Consider the following 19,887-nt stretch of genomic DNA (forward strand, 5'->3'; position numbering starts at 1 on the left):
ACTATTCACGGTCTTCCGCGGTGGAACGGCGACGCATCGCGACGAACAGCCCGAGAGCGGCGGCGATGACCACGGCCGCGCCGATACCGATCACCACGCCGGCGGACGAGCTGCTGTCGGAGGCGCTCTCGGCCGCGGCGGGCTCGGCCGACCACCAGCTCCAGTAACCGTCCTGGCCGTAGATGTTGCCGGCCGCCTCCGGCATCGTCGTGATGGACTTGATCTGGTCCGTACGGTACGCCTCGACGGCGTTCGGGTACGCGAGGACGTTCATGTAGCCCGTGTCGTACAGCCGTGACTGCATCTGCTTGACGACGTCGGCGCGCTTGGCCGCGTCGTACTCCACGGCCTGCTTCGCGTACAGCGCGTCGAACTGCTTGTCACAGATGAAGTTGTCCGTCGCGCCGCTGTCCTTGGACGTGGCGGGCAGCGCCGCGCAGGTGTGGATCGACAGGACGAAGTCCGGGTCGGGGTTGACGGACCAGCCGTCGAAGGCCAGGTCGTAGTCGCCCTTGAGCCACGGGTCGGAGACGTTGTCGAGGCAGTCGACCTTCAGTCCGATGCCCAGCTCGCCCCACCACTCCTGCAGATACTTGCCGATCGCCTTGTCGTTCGGGTCGGTGGCGTGGCAGAGGATGCGGAAGTCGAGCGGCTTGCCGTCCTTGCCGAGCCGCTTGCCCTGACCGTTCTTCCTGTAGCCGGCGTCGTCGAGGATCTGCGCGGCCTTCGCCGGGTCGTAGGCGATCTTCTGGCTCGCGTCGGGCTTCCAGAAGTACGACTGGAAGCGCGGCGGGATGTAGCCCTCGCCCTCGACGGCGTGGCCCTGGAAGACCTTGTCGACGATGGTCGTGCGGTCGGTGGCGTGGAAGAGCGCCTTGCGCACGGCCGGGTCGAGCAGCGCCTTGTGGCCGTTGCCGAACTTCGTGCCGTCCTTCGACTGGGCGCCGGGGTTGGTGGCGAGCGCGAAGAAACGGCGGCCGGGCGCGTCGTTGACCTTGATGTTCTTGGCGCTCTTCAGCGCAGCGGCCTGGGCAGGGGTCAGACCCTGGACGAAGGAGACCTCGCCCTTCTGCAGGGCCGCGACCGCGGCGTCGCCGTCCTTGTAGTACTTGAACACCAGCTCGTCGAACTTGGGCGCACCGCGCCAGAAGTCCTTGTTCGGCTTCAGCTTCAGATACTGGTCGACCTTGAAGTCCGTGATGACGAACGGGCCGTTGCCGACGATCGGGAACTGCTTGTCGTTGTTGAACTTGGAGAAGTCGTCGACCTTCTCCCACACGTGCTTGGGCACGATCGGGACGTCGAGTGCCGTCATCGTGGCCTGAGGCTTCTTCAACTCGATGACCAGCGTCTTCGGGTCGGGCGCCGTGACCTTCTTGAAGTTGGCCGTGAAGCTGCCGTTGGCGGTGGCCGCGTTCTCGTCGGTCATCATCTTGTTGAACGTCCAGGCCGCGTCCTCGGCGGTGGCCTGCTTTCCGTCCGACCACTTGGAGTCGTCGCGGATGGTGTACGTCCACGTCAGCTTGTCGGCGGACGGCTGCCACGCGGTGGCCAGACCGGGGACGGCGCGGCCGTCCTTGACGTCGTAGTTCGTCAGGTAGTCGTAGGCCAGACGGTGGATCGTGGTGCTGACCAGACGCTGCGCCAGGAACGGGCTCAGCGAGTCGATGCTCTGCGACACCGCGACGGTGAGAACCTGCTTGCCGTCGTCGGCGGCCGGCCGGGCCTGTGATCCGGCCAGGGAGCGGTTCTCTGGCTGGGCCTGGGCCTGGGGGGCGAGGACCCCCGCCATCACCACTGCGGAGGCCGCGGCGCCATTGGCGAGGACCAATCGGAAGCGGGGGCGTTGCCGGGTGCTCTGGGGAGATGCCGTTGTGACCATGGACAGTGACCTCGCGTCATTACTCGCACGGAGAGGGCGGGTTTGTGATCTCTGGTTCGCCAGCTGGTGAAGCGAAGGTTTATCAGGGTGGTCATGCCGCGTCAACGGCCGCTCAAACCCCGTGTGGGCTGCGGGAATACGACGAGGGCCCGCACCGTCAGAACGGTGCGGGCCCTCATTGGTTCAGACCTCTGTCGCGTTACTGCTGAGGGGCTGGCGGTGCCTGCGGAGGCTGCTGCTGCCAGCCCGGCGGGGGAACCTGACCCGGCGGGACATGTCCCGGCGGAACATGTCCCTGAGCGTCGGGTTCGCCGCCCGCCGCGGGCGGCGGACCCGACGGATTCGCCGGTGACTGGGCCTGCGACGGAGGAGACTGCTGCCATCCCTGTGGCGGTTGGCCCTGCTGCGGCGCGCCGTACGGCTGCTGCGGCGGATACGGCTGGCCGGGCATCGGCTGTCCGGGGACGCCCGGACCTGGCTGTCCCGGCATCGGCTGCCCCTGCGGGTACGGCTGGGGCTGTCCCTGGGGATGACCCTGCCCTTGCCACTGACCCTGCCACTGGCCCTGACCCTGGTCGTGGCCCGGCATCGGCGGCGCTGCCTGGGGCGGAGGGTTCCCGTTCGCCGTCCACAGCCCCTGCTGCTGCTGGGCGCGCACGAAGTCCTCGGCGATCAGCGCGGAGAGGTTGAAGTACGCCTCACGCGTCTTGGGCCGCATCATGTCGAGGTCGACCTCGGCGCCCGCTGCGAGGTGCTCGTCGAAGGGAACGACGACCACGCCGCGGCAGCGGGTCTGGAAGTGCTGCACGATGTCGTCGACCTTGATCATCTTGCCGGTCTCGCGGACCCCGGAGATGACCGTGATGGACCGCTGCACCAGATCGGCGTAGCCGTGCGCCGACAGCCAGTCCAGCGTCGTCGAGGCGCTGCTCGCGCCGTCCACGGACGGCGTCGAGATGATGATCAGCTGGTCGGCGAGGTCGAGCACCCCGCGCATCGCGCTGTAGAGGAGACCGGTACCGGAGTCGGTGAGGATGATCGGGTACTGCTTGCCCAGCACGTCGATCGCGCGCCGGTAGTCCTCGTCGTTGAACGTCGTCGAGACGGCCGGATCCACGTCGTTGGCGATGATCTCCAGACCGGAGGGAGCCTGTGAGGTGAACCTGCGGATGTCCATGTACGAGTTGAGGTACGGGATCGCCTGGACCAGGTCACGGATGGTCGCCCCGGTCTCACGGCGCACTCGGCGGCCGAGCGTGCCGGCGTCGGGGTTGGCGTCGATCGCCAGGATCTTGTCCTGCCGCTCCGTGGCCAGCGTCGAACCGAGCGCCGTGGTGGTCGTCGTCTTGCCGACGCCGCCCTTGAGGGAGATGACGGCGATCCGGTAGCACGACAGCACCGGCGTACGGATCAGGTCGAGCTTGCGCTGCCGCTCCGCCTCCTCCTTCTTGCCGCCGAGCTTGAAGCGGGCGGCACTGGAGGGGTTACGGCTCGACTTGGGCTTCTGCTTGTTGTTGCGCAGCAGCCGGTCGGAGGAAAGCTCGACCGCGGCCGTGTAACCGAGGGGAGCGCCCGGAACGGAACGCTCGCGCTGGTCGTGCGTGACCGGCGTGGGCCAGGCACCACCGGTGCGCGGGTCGACCGGAGGACCGGACGGCTGCGGCTGGCCATGCGGCGCCATCTGCCCGGCCTGCGGGTGTCCCTGCTGCGGCGGCAGCTGCGGGTTGCCGGGCGCGGCCGGGTTGGGCGCCTGCGGCACCTGGGCCTGGGGCGGCAGGGGCGCGGCCGCGTGGGGCCCGGGCTGGGCCTGCTGTCCGGGCACGGGGCCGGCCTGTTGCGGGAAGCCGTAACCGCCCTGCGGGGCGGGGGCGTTGGGGCCGGGTTGGGGCTGTGCGGGATGTCCGGGCTGAGCCTGCTGTCCCGGGCCGGCCTGTTGCGGGAAGCCATAACCACCCTGGGCGGCGGGGGCGTTGGGGGCGGGTTGGGGCTGGGTGAGATGTCCGGGCTGAGCCTGTTGTGCGGGTACCGGGCCGGCCTGCTGGGGGAAGCCGTAGCCGCCTTGTGGGGCGGGGCCGGGCTGTCCGGGCTGTCCGGCTTGTTGCGGGAAGCCGTAACCGCCCTGGGGGGCGGGGGCATTGGGGCCGGGCTGGCCCGTCTGCGGGAACCCGTACCCGCCGTGCGTCGGGGCAGGCTGGCCCGGCTGCTGCGGGAAGCCGTAGCCGGGCGGCTGTGCCGGAGCGGGAGCCTGCGGCTGCGCGTGCGCGGGGGCGGCGTGGTCGGTGTTCGGCGCGGGCCACTGCGGCGCGGTGGTCGGCGCGGCCGGCTGGAATGCCGGGGGAAGTGGCGGCAGTCCGCCGCCCTGTGCTGCGGGCGGCGGAACAGGCGCCCAGGGCTGCCCGCCGGCGGGAGCGTCATGCGGCTCGCCCGCTGCGGGGACGGCGTTCTGGGGCATGGCGGCCACGGGAGCGGCGTCGGAGGGGCTTTCACTCGCCGACGGACCGGTGGCGGCAGCGACATCGCTGTCCTCGGGGGTGCTGTCGCCGTCGTTACCGTCGTCACCTGCCACTGAGGTCTCGGTGGACCCGCCGGCGTCAGCGGTCTCCTCGGAAGGCGCGGAAGCCTCGGATGTGGCGGACGCCTCGGCCTGGGCGGCCCCTTGGGGGGCGTCGGGGCTGTCCTCGGACCTGTCGCCCTCGATGTCCGCTGCCGGAGCCGCGGTCTCCTCGTCGCCGGTCCCGTCCTCGGTCCCGTCGCCGTTGTCCGCGGCTGCGGGGCCGGAGTCGCTGGCAGCAACGTCGGAGGACGCGACCACGGGCGCGGGCGCCACGGGGTCCGGCTCCGACGTGCCTTCGGCGGCGGCCGTATCCGTTCCTGCGGCATCCGTTGCGGCAGCGTCAGCGGCGGCCCGCTCGGCCATCTCGCGCCTCAGCGCGGCGGGGGAGAAGCGCATGGTGGCGCCGCTCTCCAGATCTCCGCCCCCGAAGGACTCCCATGACAACTCCGGTTCCCGCGGGGCCTGGGGAGCGCTCGCACTCTCACCGGCCGGAGCAGGCTCGGCGGCAGACCCGGTCTCAGCGACCGGAGCGGGCTCCTGCGGCTGAACGGGCTGCTGCGGCTGAACGGGCTGCTGCGGCGCGAGGTGCTGCGGCGCGGGCGCAGGTTCCTGCGGCGCAGGCACCTGTGCAGGAACAGACGGCGCCCAGTTCGGTTCGTAGCCGCTGCCCGTCGGCAGCCCCGGCACCGCCACAGGCGCACCCTGCGGCGGAGGCGGCGGGGGCGTCTGCCCTGCGCCGCCGCCCGAGGTGTCACCCGACGCGTTCTGCGTGTACCAGGCAGGCGGGGTGTAGTCGATGGTGAACTCACCCGTCAGCTCGGCGGGCTCCGCGTCGGACTCGTCGACGGGAATGTTCCAGCCCCCGTGGATGTCGTCCCGATCGCCGTTCACTTTGCCTCCTGGTGTGGTCGAGCACCCTTGTGCCGTCGTGGGTGGGGGCCACCGCCTTCTTCGGATCGGCCCGGCTCTCCCCCTGGGACGCGGACGGCCCTCCCGTAGGTTCTCCTGCCGCGCCCCGACCCAGCCTAATCGCCAACAACACCGCTCCGGCAGGCCCGTCCGGCGCCGGGCTGCTGTCCCGTACGTCACGGCCTGCCCCCAGGTGACCCTGGTACGGCAGAGCGTGAGGAATCCGGCGCGTCAAACCAGTACAACTGCGTACGGACCGGGGTAGCTCAGTCCATCCGTCGGGCGCTGCCCAACAATCCGGTCTCGGCGTCGGTGGCCTGTGTCATGACGAACCGCCTGTCCTTGGGCGTGCACCAGAGGGTGACCCCGTCCGCCAGCGTCGAAAGCGCCTCGGACTCCGCCTGCGGCAGATGCATGATGCGCCCGATCTGCCGGGCCTCGTCCGGCGAGACGCGCTGGATGCCGACCAGGCCGGACATTTCCATCAAACGCGGTGCAACCGGGCTCAGATAGGGCAGCAGCGTCAGCACCGACTGCCACGGTGCCGAGACGACGCGCCCCCGCGGCGGCCGCATTCCGCAGTCACGGATCACGACGACCGGGCTGCCGGCGGAGGCGCCCTGCGGAGGCACTCGTCCCACGTCGTGCAGCGAGATGCACTGCTGCCCGCCGCCCGCTGCCTGCGCAAGGGACGTCCACGCGGGTGCGCGGCCCGTCTCGACCGTGACCCGGGCGCCGGTCGCAGCCGCGCGCAGCGCCATGACCTGTGCCGTCCACAGCCCGCCGATCAGTGTCACGTCGTACGGCGTGGGGCGATTGATGCCGAGGACGGCCGGCCTGCCCTCGGCGTCGACACCGATCACCATGCCGTCGTCGCCGACCGGCAGGGTGAGCGCCGCCAGTTGCTCCAGGGACATCGCATGCCGGTCGCGGCGGGGGCCGATGAGACCGAAACCAAGGCGTGGCTTCGCGGCGGACGCGGACATCAGCGGGCACCCCCGAGCGGCAGTGTGGCGAGCATCCCAGGCAGCTGTTCGCGGTCGAGCCGCACCAGCCCGGTCTTGACGCCACGAGCGGCGCGCTCCAGTTCATGGCGGGCGGCGACCAGTTCCTCGTCGCTGCGCCCTGTGATCCGGACATGGCCGGTGATGCTCACGCCCTGACGGTCCCCTTGGCCGAGCGTCAGGCTGAAGGTCGTGGCCAGCGCCGGGATCGAGGTCAGGAGCGCGACGAGCTGCGGCATCGGAGCGCCGCCGCCGCCGAGTTGAGGCCAGCGGCCGACCCAGTACGTGGTGTGCCTGCGGTCGTCGACGCGCCAGGTGCGGGAGGTCTCCTGGGTGCGCCGTACGGGCACGTCGGACCGGCCTGCCTGGGCGATGGCCATCGGGCTGGCGCAGGACGAGGTGGCGATGGCCGCCGTCAGTTCCTGTTCCGTCAGCACGGTCGCACGGAACCCGGCTCCTGTGAGGCGGCTGGCCAACTGGTCGGCGGCGCGCACCACACACTTCTGCGCACCTTCGAGGCCGCCGCCGCGAGCGGCGACCGCCTCCGGGCACAGCTCCGGGTCGAGCTTCAGCGCGATCCAGGTGATCCGCAGCGCCGGCGAGCCCGTCTGGGCCTGCAGCGGCGCGTAGTTGCGTGCGGCGATCGACTGCTGCGGCAGGTGGGGCGCGGGCGCGGGCTGTGTGTGCTGGACGATCTGGGCCGACTCCAGCCGGATGCCGTCCACATCCAGGACGTCCCTGATCAGGGCCATCGGAAGTGGCCGCGCTGTGCGATCGGGCCGCAGCGCTGTCGCGTCCGCCTCGATCTGGAGCACGGCGGTCAGGAACGTGCCGTCGCCGATCATGCCGACCGGACGCCGGTCGCGGTCGCCGTAGGTGTAGGTCCGCAGCGCCGGGTCGCACTCGACGACAGGAGCGAGGCCCGGCTCCGTGTCCGGTGCGATGACAAGGGACTTGGCCCGTCGCGTACGGGCGCGCAGCGCGAACACCGTGGAGAGCCACTCGGGCAGTGAACGGCGGTGCCTGCGCACCACCGCCAGCAGCACCAGCAGAGCCGCCAGTACGCCCGCGGGCAGGAGAAGCAGCGGGTTGACCACCCACGCCACCAGCAGCAGGGCGCCGGCTATCTCCACCAGTACGAGTTGTTGCAGTCGGAACGTCCCGAAGTGACCGGGCCGGGCACGCAGGCGCGGGGCGCCCGGCCCGGAGGAAGCGGTCGCGGGCGGTGCGGAGGACTGTCTGCGAGCCGTGGGCCGCGCGCGCGTCGCGGAAGCCATTATTCCGGCACCCCCCGGTTCATTAGGCCCCAATTCATCCCGATCACCCCTGTCCAGCCCCGCCAAGCAAGGCTTCCGGCGGCTGGATCACCCTACCCGCCCCACAAGCACCATCGATCAACAGGCATAGTAGGGGGCCGGTCCGACAGGCAGGGCCCGGGGACCGCACTCACCACAAGGGCCCCGCGGGGAGACAGTGCCTTCTTTACCAATGGGGACTCATGGCATCACGGCGGGATGAGCTCAACGCGTACACCTTTGCGAAGAAGCGCACGGTGGCGGCATTCCTCCAACCCTCTGTGTCCGGCACGGAGGAGGGCGCGCCCCGCCCGTTGCGCGCGATCCTCCCGGGCCTGATCGTGGGCGTGCTGATTCTGGCGGGCTTCGGTGCCTTCGGCATGTTCAAGCCCAAGGCGCCCAAGGACTGGGCGACGCCCGGCACCAGGGTGATCGTCGGCAAGGATTCCACCACCCGCTACGTGGTGCTGCAGACCGGCAAGGGCAAGGACAAGAAGGCCCTGCTGCACCCGGTGCTGAATCTGGCCTCCGCCCGACTGCTCCTCACACCGGACCAGTTCAAGGTGATCCAGGTCGCCGACGACATCCTCGACTCCGGCAAGCCGCCACGCGGTCCCATCCTCGGCATCCCCTACGCACCCGACCGGCTGCCGAGCGAGAAGGAAGCGGGCAAGGCCAAGCGCTGGGCGGTGTGCGAGCAGCCGGGCGCAGGTCAAGGCGCCTCCGTGCAGAAGGCGACGTTCATCTTCGCCGACCGCGACCTCAAGAGGACCGAGGGCAAGGGGAAACTGACTGGCGGTCAGGTTCTGTACGTCGAGGGGAAGACCGGGCGCTACCTGGTCGACGCGAGTGGCACCAAGTACCTCGTCCGGGGCACCGAGGCCGATGCGGACTTCCTCACGCGCGCACTGGTCGACGACCGGACGCAGCCGCAGCCGGTGACGGACGACTGGCTCGCGACTCTGCACGAGGGAAGCCCGATCGACTTCCCCGTCATCCCCGGCGACGTGGGCGCAGCGGCCGGCGTCGGTGGTGGGCTGACCGCCGGGCAGGACAAGGTGGGCATGGTGCTCCAGGCGCAGACGGGTGCCGGCCCGCAGCACTACGTCGTCCTCGCCGGCAAGGTCCAGCCGGTGTCGGACTTCACCGCCTGGCTCTTGATCAACTCTCCCCAGACGGACAAGCTCGACATGGGAGGCGCGGCGACGGTCGTCGACGCCGCCTCCTTCGCCCCCGAACCGGAGGACTTCGCCGCGGAGAAGCGCTGGCCGAAGGAGAAGGCCGAACAGGTCAACTCAGCGATCGGCGGCCGTGACACCGTCTGCAGCGTGCTCCGCAAGGTCGACGACAAGGGCCGTACGACGCTCTCCACTTGGGCCGGGTCCGCCTACCCCGCGGAGATCACCGCGGGCGGCACCAGCACGTACGTCACCCCGGGGTCCGGTCTGCTCTACACCCAGGTGCAGGGCAAGCAGACCAAGCCCGACGGTTCTCTCTTCCTCGTGACCGACACGGGACTGCGGTACGCGGTCCAGGCGAACGGCGACAGCGACTCCGACCGCTCCGACATCGGCGCGGGGGAGCAGGGAGGGCAGCAGCAGGACGGCCGTCCTGAGCCCAGCCAGGCGCAGATCCGGCTCGGATACGGCAAGATCGTCCCTTCGCTGGTGCCGATCACCTGGTCGGAGTTCGTGTCCAAGGGGCCACGTCTGGACACCAACAGCGCACGCCAGCCGCAGGGTTCGTGAGGGGGGCCGATGTCGCAACCGCTCCGTAAAGCCGCAGCGCTCGCCGCCGCCTCGATGCTCACCGCGCTCGCACTCGCGCCTTCGGCCGCACTGGCGGCCGAAGCCCCGCACGAACTCGCCGTCAACGGCAGCGGCGAGTGCACCTTCCCCATGAAGGAGCAGATCGAGGGAACTCCGTGGCCGCTCCAGCGGGTCCTGCTCGACGAGCTGTGGCAGGACACCAAGGGCAAGGGTGTTCGGGTCGCCGTGATCGACACCGGTGTCGACAACGACAACGTCCAGCTGAAACCGGCCGTCGACGCCTCCGCAGGCCGGGACCTCCTCAAACCCGACAAGAAGATCGGGGACGAGAAGCGCGGCAAGACCAATGGGACAGTCGACCTGGTGGGCCACGGCACCAAGGTCGCCGGCATCATCGCGGCACGCCCCCGCGAAGGCACCGGCTTCGTCGGGATCGCGCCCGAGGCGACGATCATCCCCATCCGCCAGAACGACGAGAACAACAGCGGCAACGACCGGACCATGGCCACGGCGATCGACCACGCCATCGCCAAGGGTGCGGACGTCATCAACATCTCCCAGGACACCACCAAGCCGCTCGGCCTCGACTCGGTCCTCAACAGGGCGGTGCAGCGGGCGATCAAGGCGGGCACCGTTGTCGTCGCCTCTGCGGGCAATGACGGCATGGACGGCAAACTCAAGAACACCTACCCCGCCGCCTTTCCGGGCGTCCTTGCCGTGGCCTCGTCCGACCGCAACAACGAGCGCGCCGTCTTCTCGCAGGCCGGCGAGTTCGTCGGAGTCGCCGCCCCGGGTGTCGACGTCGTTTCCACCGTCCCCGGGAACGGGCAGTGCATCGACAACGGCACCAGTTTCTCCGCGCCTTATGTCGCCGGTGTGGCGGCGCTGCTGAAAGCCAAGCACCCGAAGTGGACGCCGGCCGAGATCATTACCGAGATCGAGCAGACGGCCACCCGCAGCATCAACGGCCACGACAATTTTGTCGGCTGGGGCGTGATCGACCCCGTACGCGCGCTGAGTGGTGACGACAAGCCGCAGCCCGCACCCCGCCCGGACCCGGGCCCGGCCAAACCGCCGGCGCCGGAACCGGCCCATCTGGCCATGACGGAGACGGTGCAGGAGCGCAACGCGCGCTATGCAACCTACGCGGTGGGTATCTGCGTCGTACTGGTGGCGGTGATCGCCGGCACGGCGACGGTCATCAGGGACACCACGCAAAAACGGGCGCGCTGAGCCGAACATCCGTAGGCCGCTTTGCAGTTGGAACTGTAGTACCAAGTGGATAGAGTGACCGTCGGACCATTGGTCCGGCACGGGGGCGGCATCCGAACGGCTTCCGTCTACAGTCACTGTCGCAGGAAGAAGGGGCACGATGTCGGACAAGAATCTCGACGTAACCACCGGTGATATCACCGAACTCGGTGGCAAGATCCAGAGCTTCCAGATCGAGCTGGGCAACCGGATCACATCCCTGAACCGCGTGGTGGACACCATTCAGGCGGGCTGGAAGGGTGCGGCGAGCCAGGAGTACGACGCGGTGCAGACGCGGGTGAACCGTCGTCTGAGCAACCTTCAGCAGAGCCTCGAGAACCTCGAGCGCATGGTGAAGATCAGCGCCGATGGCTTCGACGAGGAAGAGCGCAAGCGCCTGTCGTCCTTCGCCGGTATGGAGAACGCGAAGGGCAACACCAGCGCCATTCTCGACGTCTGATCCGGCAGATCCGACCGTCGTTTCGCCGAACTTCGCCACCAGGAGCACACAATGACGACTGCCGTCAATTACGACACAGTGACCCAGGCCGCCCGCGACACGCTCAAGACCGCGTCGGACCTGGAGCGTGAACTCGACACCCTGCTGGGCCACGTCAGCCGCGTCGCCGAGACGTGGCAGGGTGAGGCCAAGGAGGCCTACGTGGCCATCCAGCGCCAGCTCGCGACCGACATGAACGGCATGAACCAGGACCTGGGGACGATCGCCCGCCTGCTCCGCGACGCCGTTGTCGGCTACCAGGACACCGACAAGGGCAACGCGGCCCGGTTCCGCATGATGATGGGCTGACCGGCCGATCTCACCATGAAGGGGCTGCCCGCGACACCGCGGGCAGCCCCTTCGCCGTGAGGCCTACTTGAGGTCGAACTCGCCGTCCCGCGCGCCCAGGACGAACGCGTCCCACTCGGCCTTCGTGTACCGCAGCACGGTCTCCTTGTCGAGCGACGACCGCATCGCCACCGCCCCGTCGGGCAGCTGGGCGATCTCCACCCGCTCCTCGTCCGGAGAGGTCCCGGGAGCGCCCTGCCACTCGACGTCGGAGATGTCGAGCGCGTAGAGCTCTTCCTTCTGTCGTTCCTTCTCACTGGCGTCGGCCATCGGCGCGATCCTTATCTGTGCTGTGAACGAGCCTCGTGCTGTGATCAAGCGTGTGGATCAGCCTAGTGGCCGAGCCGCTCCGCCGCGGCCCGTACATCGGAGACAGGAACCCGTACGGAGACCCGACCACCGGGGTTGAGCTTGAGCGCCAGATCGGGCGGGAGCAGGCGGGCCAACTCCGCTCCGCTCACCGGGCGCAGCCGCGGCACGCTCGCCGGAGCGTGGTCGGGGTGGGTGAGCACCGGGACGAACCGGCCGTCGGCGTCCGTGTAGACGGCGATGTCCGCGCCCTCGTCCGGCAGGTACACCGTCGCCGCCGCGAGCGCCTCGGGAACCGCCTCGTCGGGTCCGTGCCCGCTCGCCGCGAGCTGCAGGGACGCGTCCACCGGGTCGGTCGGCCGCGGCCAGCCCAGACTCACGGGAGAGGGTCGGTAGTTCGGGTTGTGCTGGAACGCTCCGGGCTCCCCCTGGGCGTCCACCTGCCAGGCCCCGATCACGGCGAAGGGAGGCACCTGCCCGGCCGGGTCGTACATCGGGTCGATCGAGTACAGCCACGTGCCCGGCGCCCGCCGCGCCTGCGCCCGCAGCTCCTCGGAGAGCTCCGGCACGGGCCGCTCCGCCTCACGCTGGGGCTGCGGCTGCGACGGGACCTGCGGCTGGGGTCGGGGCTGGGCCTGCGGCTGAGGTTGGGGCTTGGCCGGGGCAAGCCGCTCCGCCGCCCGACGGTCCCACTCGTCCATCAGCCTTCGGTACGCGGCCTCCTGCTGCTCGACGCTCAGCACACTCTCGACCGGAGCGTCGTCGAAGAGACCGACCGTGTTCTGGGGATCGGCGGGCTCACCGGGCCTCAGCACATACGCCCGGTCGCTCCCGCTGCCGGCCAGCATCCCACTCTGCCGCACCTCCGCCCGGGCCCCGTTGACGGCCAGCAGCCAGCCACTGCCCTCCAGACGGATCCGTACGTCCCGTAGCGCCCCGGACAGGTCTCTGCCCCGGGCCAGCGCGGACCCCCACGGCCCAGCCGCTTCGACGCCGTACGGCATGGCCAGCGCGTCGTCGATCCACCACCGCACGGTGCACCGCACCTGCTCCGTGCCGTGCACGGCGGTGGCGTCGTCGCGGCTGCCCAGCAGCCTCTCGCTCATTGCGTCCATCCAGGGGGTAGCAGACTGTTCGGTGGTGCAGGGGGCGGCGGGGAAGCCGAGCCGCCTGCCCCGGCATGGGGGTTGTAGTGGGGATTGGGCGTGTACTGCGTCGTTCCGTCGGGCAGTTTCTCCCAGGCGCCCTTGATGTTCTCCGTCCGCACGCCGCCCGGGAACGCGATCTCCTTCTCGTTGGCGAAGATGTTGTCCGGAATGGACGCGTTGACGTCGATACCGCCGGGAGCGTCGACGTCGTACCGGTAGCGCGACCCCCAGCCCAGATCGGGGTCGCGGGTGGTGCCCACGTAGACCGAGTGCTCGTTGTGCCGCACGTAGCCGTCGAGATCCGTGTTGTGGTTGTTCCACGGCTTGAAGCCGTCCCGGAAGATCTCGTCAGGACCTCGGTCGTCGTTGCGCCACAGAGGCTCGTCCGTCGTACGCCACTGTGCGTGGTCCGGGATCTTCGAGACGTCGACGGACCGGTCGGCGGCCGCGTGCAGCTTGTCGTGGACCGTGGGCGGGTGACTCGGCGGATCCGGGACCCGCTGGGCCGGAATGTCGTCCAGCCCCTTTTTCACCGCGCTCTCTGCGGCCGTCTCCATGCCCTCTTTCGCCGCCACGCGCCCCACGGTCCGCAGCGTACCGAGCCCCTTGGTCCCGATGAGTTCGGGCAGGAGCCGTCCGATGCCCTCTGCCGGGTCCTTGCTGAAGCTCTCGATGAGCGCACCCGGAACCCGCTCCGGATGCGCCGCTGTCGACACGAGGCCCGCCAGCGTCATATTGACGTTCTGTATGTACTGGGCGGGGTGTGTGAGGTTGTAAATGTCCAGCGGATTGAGTCCGCGGGCGAAGTTGACGACGCCCGCCGTGCCCTTGACCACGCCGCCCACCAGGTGAGTGGTCTCGATGGCCATGGCGCCCATACCGTCCACGTACATCGCAGTCGCCCTGTCCAACGGCGGCGGCTCCTTCGGCGCGTGTGCCATTGCCGCGTCCACCAGCCGCTGCGCCGTGGTGGCGGCCTCGTTGCGCTGCCGCCGGGCCTCGTTCAGGATCTCGTGTGCACGCTCCCGGTCGGCCTTGCCGGGGTCGTGGAAGGGCCCGGGCTGAGGGCCCGGGTCGCGGTCCGCGCTGACCGCCGCCCGATACTCGTCGATCTTCCGGTCGTACGCGTCGGCCGCCTTGGTCGAGGTGTCCTTGCCCTGCTTGTAGAGCTCGATGGCTTCCTGAGCCTGGGTCTGCGCCCATTTGACGGTGTCGGCGTACGACTCCAGCGCCTTGCCCGCCGCTTCACATGCGTCGGCCGCCTGCAGCCACTTCGTCGGCTGCATGGCAAATTTCTCGCGGAAGGACTCGGCGGCCTCGCCCTTCCAGTGGGACGAGTCCAACTTGCGCATGCCCTGGCCGACCTTGTCGAAGGCCGCGCGGAAGTCATCGAGGTGCTTGGCCGACTTCCGGATCCTGTCCGGCTTGCCGTGGATCAGCTCGTTGGCCTCGTTCGTCTCACCGAGCTGCTGCTCACCGACCCGCGCGCCCATGTCGGAGGCGAACTCGTCGCCCCAATCCTCGACTCTGTCGGCAATGCCTTCCGCGCCCACGTACTCGAGGCCGTCACCGATGACGTCGGTCGCCTGGTCGACGCCCTCGCCGACCAGCTCCTTGCCGGCCTCCCAGCCTTCCTCGAGCTTGCCCAGGCCCGAGTTGAGGACGTTCTTGCCTCCGTCGATCAGGTCGCCGAGACCCATCACCCCTGGCCCCCGCCCTGCCGCTCAGCCGCCTTTGCCTGCTCTTCCGGAGAGGGGCCGAAGGTCTCCCGCATCTCCTGGTTCATCTCGTCCCGGTAGCCGGCTGCATCGACGATCGCCGTCGCGGGTGAGATGGTCGAGGTACTCACGTCCCAGGCTGTGTTCTTCCACGCCTGGACGCTGTTCTGGTGCGCGGTCTGGAACGACTCCATGCTGTAGTCGGCGTCGCGGATATGGGTGTAGGGGTTGCTCGACAGGACCTCCCCCCAGTCCTTGCCCGTGATCTCGTCCTCCGTCGCGTACGGGTTGCCGATCGCCGAGTTGGTGAGCACCTTAAGGGCGCCGTTGATGTACTGCTCCTGCTCATGGAACGCGCCGGCGGAGAGACCGACTTGCTCGGCGAACAAGTTGCCCTGCTGGACCAGTGCGCGCACGCCCCACTCCCAGCGCTCGCAGTAAGTCTGCAGGGTGCCTGTCAGTCCGTCGTGCCCGGTCTCCAGGCCCGAGAGCTGGAGGTCGGAGAAGCCGCGCCCCATGCTGGCCTCACCGACCATGCCGAGTTCCTTGAGCTGGGCCAGCGCACCGGTGATGCCCTGGGTGACCAGGTCCAGGGCTGCCTTGGTTGCCGCGAGATCCGGATCCGTCATTCCGTACTGCCCCCGTACGTATCGATGTCGACCGCAGCCGTGTGCGGCACGAGCTCCTTCACCGGCGGAAACACTGCCCCGCCGGGACTGCCCGCGTTCAGTGCCACCCCGCAGGGGAAGGGCACGGCGGGCACCACCTCGTCCAGCAGTCGCGAGCCCAGCACCCTGCGGTACGGCCATTCGCGGGTCTCGTCGCCGCGCGCCTGCGTGAACCGGGCCAGGGCAGGCTCGTCGGCGAACGCGCAGATCCAGCTGATGCCCCCGAAGTCCACGGTCCACAGCCCTCCTGCGTCATCCAGTGGCACCAGGACGGCGGAGCTTCGGAAGTGGGCGAGGCGCTCGAGAACCTCGTCCTTGGCCGCCTGGACCGCGTCGTCGTCGAACGTGTCCGCCGGCTGCGCCTCCTGGAGAGGCCGGCCGTTGCCGACTGCTGTGACGCGCTCCGTCGCCTCGCCTCTGAGCCGGCCCCATACCTCGTCGAAGTCCATTTCTCCTCTATTGCTCACTGCCCCGGGTACCAGCCGATCTGCACCAGCGGGTTGCCCCTCTTCCGTGACACGAAGGTGCCTCGGCCCTGAGGCATCGGACGGGCGCGCACGTTGCCCATGATGTCGCCCTCGCTCGGGTCTCCGGAGAGGACGACACCCTGTGCGCCCAGCTCCTTCATACGCTGCATGAACGGCTCGTACATGGCCCTCGAGGCGCCCGCGGCGTTGCGGGCGACGATGAAGCGGACACCGACGTCACGTGCGAAGGGCAGATGCTCCGCCAGTTTCGCCAGCGGGTTGCCCGAGTTCGTGGCGACCAGCTCGTAGTCGTCGATCAGAATGAACAGCTGCGGTCCGCTCCACCAGCTCCGGTCGCGCAGCTGCTGCGGCGTGATGTCCGGCTTCGGCGCGCGGCGTTCCATGACGGTGGAGATCGCGTCCATGTGCATCTCCATGGCCGATGCCATCGGCGCGTACTCGAGCAGGTGGGACGCCGGGACCGCCTCCAGCAGGGTGCGCCGGTAGTCGCCGACCACGATGCGCGCCTGCTCCGGTGTGTACCGCTCGCAGATCTGCTTGGCGACGAGCCGCAGCAGGTTGGTCTTCCCCGACTCGCTCTCGCCGAAGACCATGAGGAACGGGTCCGTCTCGAAGTCGACGAACACCGGCTCCAGGTTCGTCTCGTCGATGCCGATGGCGATGCCGTGCTGCGGGTACTCGAAGCCCTTGGGCAGCTGCTCCGCGGGCAGCCTGCGGGGCAGCAGCCTGACCGTCGGTGCCGCCGGTCCCGACCAGTGGCCCTTGACGGCCTGGACGAGCGCCTCTGCGCCCTCCGCGAGATCGCCGGAGCTGCTGACGGAGTCGATGCGCGGCAGCGCCGTCATGAAGTGCAGCTTTTCCGGGACCTGGCCACGGCCCGGAACGCCCGCCGGGACGTTCGCCGCGACCTTGCGGTCGAACTCGGAGTCCATCACGTCACCGAGGCGCAGCTCGAGCCGGCCGAGCATCTGGTCCTTGAGCGCCGCGCGCACCTCCATGTAGCGGGCCGCGGTGATCACGACGTGGATGCCGTAGCCGAGGCCACGCGCCGCGAGGTCCGAGACGATCGTCTCGAGCATCTCGTAGTCGTTCTTGAACCCGCCCCAGCCGTCGATGACCAGGAAGACGTCTCCCCATGCCTCGCCGGGCAGTTCGCCTGCGGCGCGCTTGCGACGGTACGTCTGGATGGAGTCGATGCCGTTGGCCCGGAAGAACTCCTCGCGCCGGTTCAGCACGCCCAGCACCTCTGCGACCGCACGCCGCACCCGCTCCGGGTCGAGACGTGAAGCGACGCCACCGACGTGCGGCAGGTCCGCGAGGGACGACAGGCCGCCGCCGCCGAAGTCCAGTGCGTAGAACTGAACTTCGCTCGGCGTGTGCGTGAGGGCGAACGACGAGATCAAGGTCCGCATCAGCGTCGACTTGCCGGACTGCGGTCCGCCGACGACCATCATGTGGCCCGCGGCCCCGGAGAAGTCCCGGTACAGCACCTCGCGGCGCTGCTCGAACGGCTTGTCGATCAGGCCGAGCGGGACGACGAGACCACCGGGCCGTGTGTACTCGGCCGCGGTCAGACCGCGGTCCGCGGTCGGCGCGAGATCGGGCAGCAGCTGGTCCAGCGTCGGCGCCTGGTCGAGGGGCGGCAGCCACACCTGGTGCGCCGGCACGCCCTGTCCCTCCAGGCGGCGCACGATCACATCGAGGACGGTGTCCGCGAGAGCCTCGTCGTCCGACCTGCTCGGTCCGGTGCTCGCGGCCGGGTCGGGAGCCGCGTACACGACCGGCACCGGCGCCGCGGTGAACACCGCGGGCCGCCGCTCGATGGGCAGCTGACCCACCGACAGGTCCGGCCCGCCGGTCCGGTACGTACCGGACACGTAAGCCGCCTTGAAGCGGGTCATCTCGTCGGTGCCGAACTTGAGGTAACCGGAACCGGGCACCGACGGCAGGTGGTAGGCGTCGGGCACGCCGATCGCCGTGCGCGACTCGGCCGCCGAGAAGGTCCGCAGACCGATCCGGTACGACAGGTAGGTGTCGAGACCCCGCAGCTTGCCCTCCTCCAGACGCTGCGAGGCGAGCAGCAGATGCACACCCAGCGAACGACCGATCCGGCCGATCTGGATGAACATGTCGATGAAGTCGGGCTTGGCGGTGAGCAGCTCGGAGAACTCGTCGAGCACCAGCACCAGCGAGGCGAGCGGCTCCAGCGCGGCGCCGGCCGCGCGTGCCTTCTCGTAGTCGTGGATGTTGGCGTAGTTGCCCGACTTGTGCAGCAGTTCCTGACGGCGCTGCAATTCACCGCGGATCGCGTCGCCCATGCGGTCGACCAGCGTCAGGTCGTCCGACAGGTTGGTGATGACGGCGGCGACGTGCGGCATCTGCGACATGCCCGCGAACGTCGCACCACCCTTGAAGTCCGCGAGGACGAAGTTGAGCGTTTCCGAGGAGTGGGTGACCGCAAGGCCGAGTACCAGGGTCCGCAGCAGTTCCGACTTTCCGGAACCGGTCGCGCCGACGCACAGGCCGTGCGGGCCCATGCCCTCCTGCGCGGCTTCCTTCAGGTCCAGCATGACGGGCTGCCCGTCCTCACCGACACCGATCGGGACCCGCAGCCGTTCGGCGACCGAACGGGGCCGCCAGGTGCGGGCCACGTCGATTCCGGCGGCGTCGCCCAGGTTGAGCAGATCGGTGAAGTCGAGGTTGGCGAGCAGGGGTTCGTCGTCGTCGCCTCCGCCCATCCGCAGCGGAGCCAGCTGACGCGCGAGGGCTTCGGCAGCCGGCAGCGAAATGCCGTCGGGCACGCCCTCGTACGCCACCCGAGACCCGGACTCCAGACGGAGCCGGCCCGGCCTCACGACCACGGACAGCCCGCCACGCGGCTCGTCCAGATTGCCGGAGACGACCTCGACGATGGTGACGCCCTGCAGCCCCTCGGCCGCCGCGAACAGCGAATCGGGCGGGACTGTCCCGCCGTCGAGCACGACGACGATGTGCGGCTGGTCCATCACGGGCTGGTTCTCACGGCTGAACCGCGGCCGGCCGTCGAGCCGGCTGTGCAGCAGCTGCTCCAGCTCTCCGAGGTCGTCACCGAACAGCCGCTTGGTGCCCGCACCGTCCACCTGGCTGTGCACCTGTGTGTGCGGCAGCCACTTCGTCCAGTCCCACCGCGCGACCGCGCCGGGCGCAGCCACCACGGCGAGCATCAGGTCCTCGGGCGAGTGCAGCGTCACCAGTTGGGACACGAGCGCCCGCGCCGCGGACTGCGCCGACTCGGGCTCGCCCGAGACGGTCACGTGGTAGAAGGCGCGCATCGAGACGGCCATCGGCAGCCCGTCCAGCGAGCCGTGGGTGGCCAGGAACTGCTGCATCGCGCCTGCCGCCAGCGGCTCCAACTCGTCGACCGGCGCGGTCTCCGGTGCGATCAGGGGCGTCGCGAGCTGCTGCGCCCCGAGGCCGACGCGAACTTGCGCGAAGTCCTTGTCGCCCACCCGTCGTTCCCACAGGCGCGACCCCTCGGCCACCACCGACCACAACTGCTCGGGGGAGGGGTGCAGATAGAGCTGTGCGTCACGCTGCTTGCGCGCGGTCTTGCGCACCGTACGGCGGGTCTGGGAGAGGTATTTGAGGTAGTCCCGCCGGACATCGGCCATTTGCCCCTGCGTACCCCTGCGGAATCTGACGACCTGGGCCACGACCATCGCAACGGTCGAGACCAGCATCAGAACACCCATGATGCGCATGAACGGAGGCGCTTGCGGCGAGAAGAAGAAGACCACCGACGAGCCCATGCCGAGGACCGGCAGGATCTGCATCAGCATGCCCTCCTGCTGGCCACGCGGCAGCTCCGGAGGTGCCTCCAGTGTCAGTTCCCCCGTGGGAACTTCGGGTGGCAGGGACCTCGGCGGGCGTTTCACGACGATCTGGCTCACCGGAGCATCAATCCCTCGAGACGGACGGAAGACGGATGGGCCGGTTCCGCCACCGACACTCCCGGGACCGGGTGTTCGGCGCGCTCCCCTCCGCGCGACGGTGATCCTACTTGCAG

General features: G+C 69.6%; 14 protein-coding genes. 4 read left to right on the forward strand and 10 right to left on the reverse strand.

Annotation, left to right across the window (positions count from 1 at the left end; all coding sequences use genetic code 11):
- Position 1 precedes the first annotated feature (1 nt).
- The 4 genes from ACIQ7Q_RS29710 to eccE form a co-directional block, all read right to left on the reverse strand.
- Positions 2-1,882 (reverse strand): ABC transporter substrate-binding protein, encoded by a 1,881-nt coding sequence (locus ACIQ7Q_RS29710; protein WP_403868683.1) that lies wholly within the window; start codon positions 1,880-1,882, stop codon positions 2-4.
- 199 nt (positions 1,883-2,081) lie between these two features.
- The gene (locus tag ACIQ7Q_RS29715; RefSeq protein WP_403868686.1) at positions 2,082-5,327 is read right to left on the reverse strand and encodes an SCO5717 family growth-regulating ATPase; all 3,246 of its coding nucleotides are present in this window, start codon (positions 5,325-5,327) and stop codon (positions 2,082-2,084) included.
- A 284-nt stretch (positions 5,328-5,611) separates the two neighbouring features.
- A complete protein-coding gene (locus tag ACIQ7Q_RS29720; RefSeq protein WP_403868689.1) occupies positions 5,612-6,331 on the reverse strand; it encodes a hypothetical protein in 720 nt (239 codons plus the stop codon).
- Positions 6,331-7,626, reverse strand: coding sequence for a type VII secretion protein EccE (gene eccE, locus ACIQ7Q_RS29725; protein WP_403868692.1), 1,296 nt, complete (start codon positions 7,624-7,626; stop codon positions 6,331-6,333). The genes ACIQ7Q_RS29720 and eccE overlap by 1 nt, the downstream gene beginning before the upstream one ends.
- A 221-nt stretch (positions 7,627-7,847) precedes the next feature.
- On the opposite strand from eccE, the gene eccB reads away from it, so the two are divergent.
- The 4 genes from eccB (at position 7,848) to ACIQ7Q_RS29745 (ending at position 11,472) form a co-directional block, all read left to right on the forward strand.
- Positions 7,848-9,392 carry a type VII secretion protein EccB gene (gene eccB, locus ACIQ7Q_RS29730; protein WP_403868695.1) on the forward strand — a complete coding sequence of 515 codons (1,545 nt, stop codon included), beginning with the start codon at positions 7,848-7,850 and terminating at the stop codon, positions 9,390-9,392.
- Positions 9,393-9,401: 9 nt separating this feature from the next.
- The gene (gene mycP, locus ACIQ7Q_RS29735; protein ID WP_403868698.1) at positions 9,402-10,646 is read left to right on the forward strand and encodes a type VII secretion-associated serine protease mycosin; all 1,245 of its coding nucleotides are present in this window, start codon (positions 9,402-9,404) and stop codon (positions 10,644-10,646) included.
- Positions 10,647-10,785: 139 nt separating this feature from the next.
- Positions 10,786-11,124: a WXG100 family type VII secretion target gene (locus ACIQ7Q_RS29740; RefSeq protein WP_403868702.1), complete on the forward strand. Its 339-nt coding sequence runs from the start codon at positions 10,786-10,788 to the stop codon at positions 11,122-11,124.
- Positions 11,125-11,175: 51 nt separating this feature from the next.
- Positions 11,176-11,472 carry a WXG100 family type VII secretion target gene (locus ACIQ7Q_RS29745; protein WP_403868705.1) on the forward strand — a complete coding sequence of 99 codons (297 nt, stop codon included), beginning with the start codon at positions 11,176-11,178 and terminating at the stop codon, positions 11,470-11,472.
- A 63-nt stretch (positions 11,473-11,535) separates the two neighbouring features.
- Here the strand turns inward: ACIQ7Q_RS29745 and ACIQ7Q_RS29750 are convergent, their stop codons facing one another.
- The 6 genes from ACIQ7Q_RS29750 to eccCa all read right to left on the reverse strand — a co-directional run bounded on the left by ACIQ7Q_RS29750 (position 11,536) and on the right by eccCa (position 19,771).
- Positions 11,536-11,781: a DUF397 domain-containing protein gene (locus ACIQ7Q_RS29750; protein ID WP_403868708.1), complete on the reverse strand. Its 246-nt coding sequence runs from the start codon at positions 11,779-11,781 to the stop codon at positions 11,536-11,538.
- Between the two features lie 62 nt (positions 11,782-11,843).
- Positions 11,844-12,926 carry a type VII secretion system-associated protein gene (locus ACIQ7Q_RS29755; RefSeq protein WP_403868711.1) on the reverse strand — a complete coding sequence of 361 codons (1,083 nt, stop codon included), beginning with the start codon at positions 12,924-12,926 and terminating at the stop codon, positions 11,844-11,846.
- Positions 12,923-14,668, reverse strand: coding sequence for a WXG100 family type VII secretion target (locus tag ACIQ7Q_RS29760; protein WP_403868714.1), 1,746 nt, complete (start codon positions 14,666-14,668; stop codon positions 12,923-12,925). The genes ACIQ7Q_RS29755 and ACIQ7Q_RS29760 overlap by 4 nt, the downstream gene beginning before the upstream one ends.
- Complete coding sequence (locus tag ACIQ7Q_RS29765; RefSeq protein WP_403868716.1) at positions 14,668-15,315, reverse strand: hypothetical protein; 648 nt, start codon at positions 15,313-15,315, stop codon at positions 14,668-14,670. Before ACIQ7Q_RS29765 ends, ACIQ7Q_RS29760 begins: the two co-directional genes overlap by 1 nt.
- The gene (locus tag ACIQ7Q_RS29770; RefSeq protein ID WP_403868719.1) at positions 15,312-15,803 is read right to left on the reverse strand and encodes a hypothetical protein; all 492 of its coding nucleotides are present in this window, start codon (positions 15,801-15,803) and stop codon (positions 15,312-15,314) included. Before ACIQ7Q_RS29770 ends, ACIQ7Q_RS29765 begins: the two co-directional genes overlap by 4 nt.
- A 14-nt stretch (positions 15,804-15,817) precedes the next feature.
- Positions 15,818-19,771: a type VII secretion protein EccCa gene (gene eccCa, locus ACIQ7Q_RS29775; protein ID WP_403868722.1), complete on the reverse strand. Its 3,954-nt coding sequence runs from the start codon at positions 19,769-19,771 to the stop codon at positions 15,818-15,820.
- Positions 19,772-19,887 lie beyond the last annotated feature (116 nt).

Origin of the sequence: Streptomyces sp. NPDC096176, from assembly GCF_044763255.1 — a bacterium.
Taxonomy (GTDB): Bacteria; Actinomycetota; Actinomycetes; order Streptomycetales; family Streptomycetaceae; genus Streptomyces.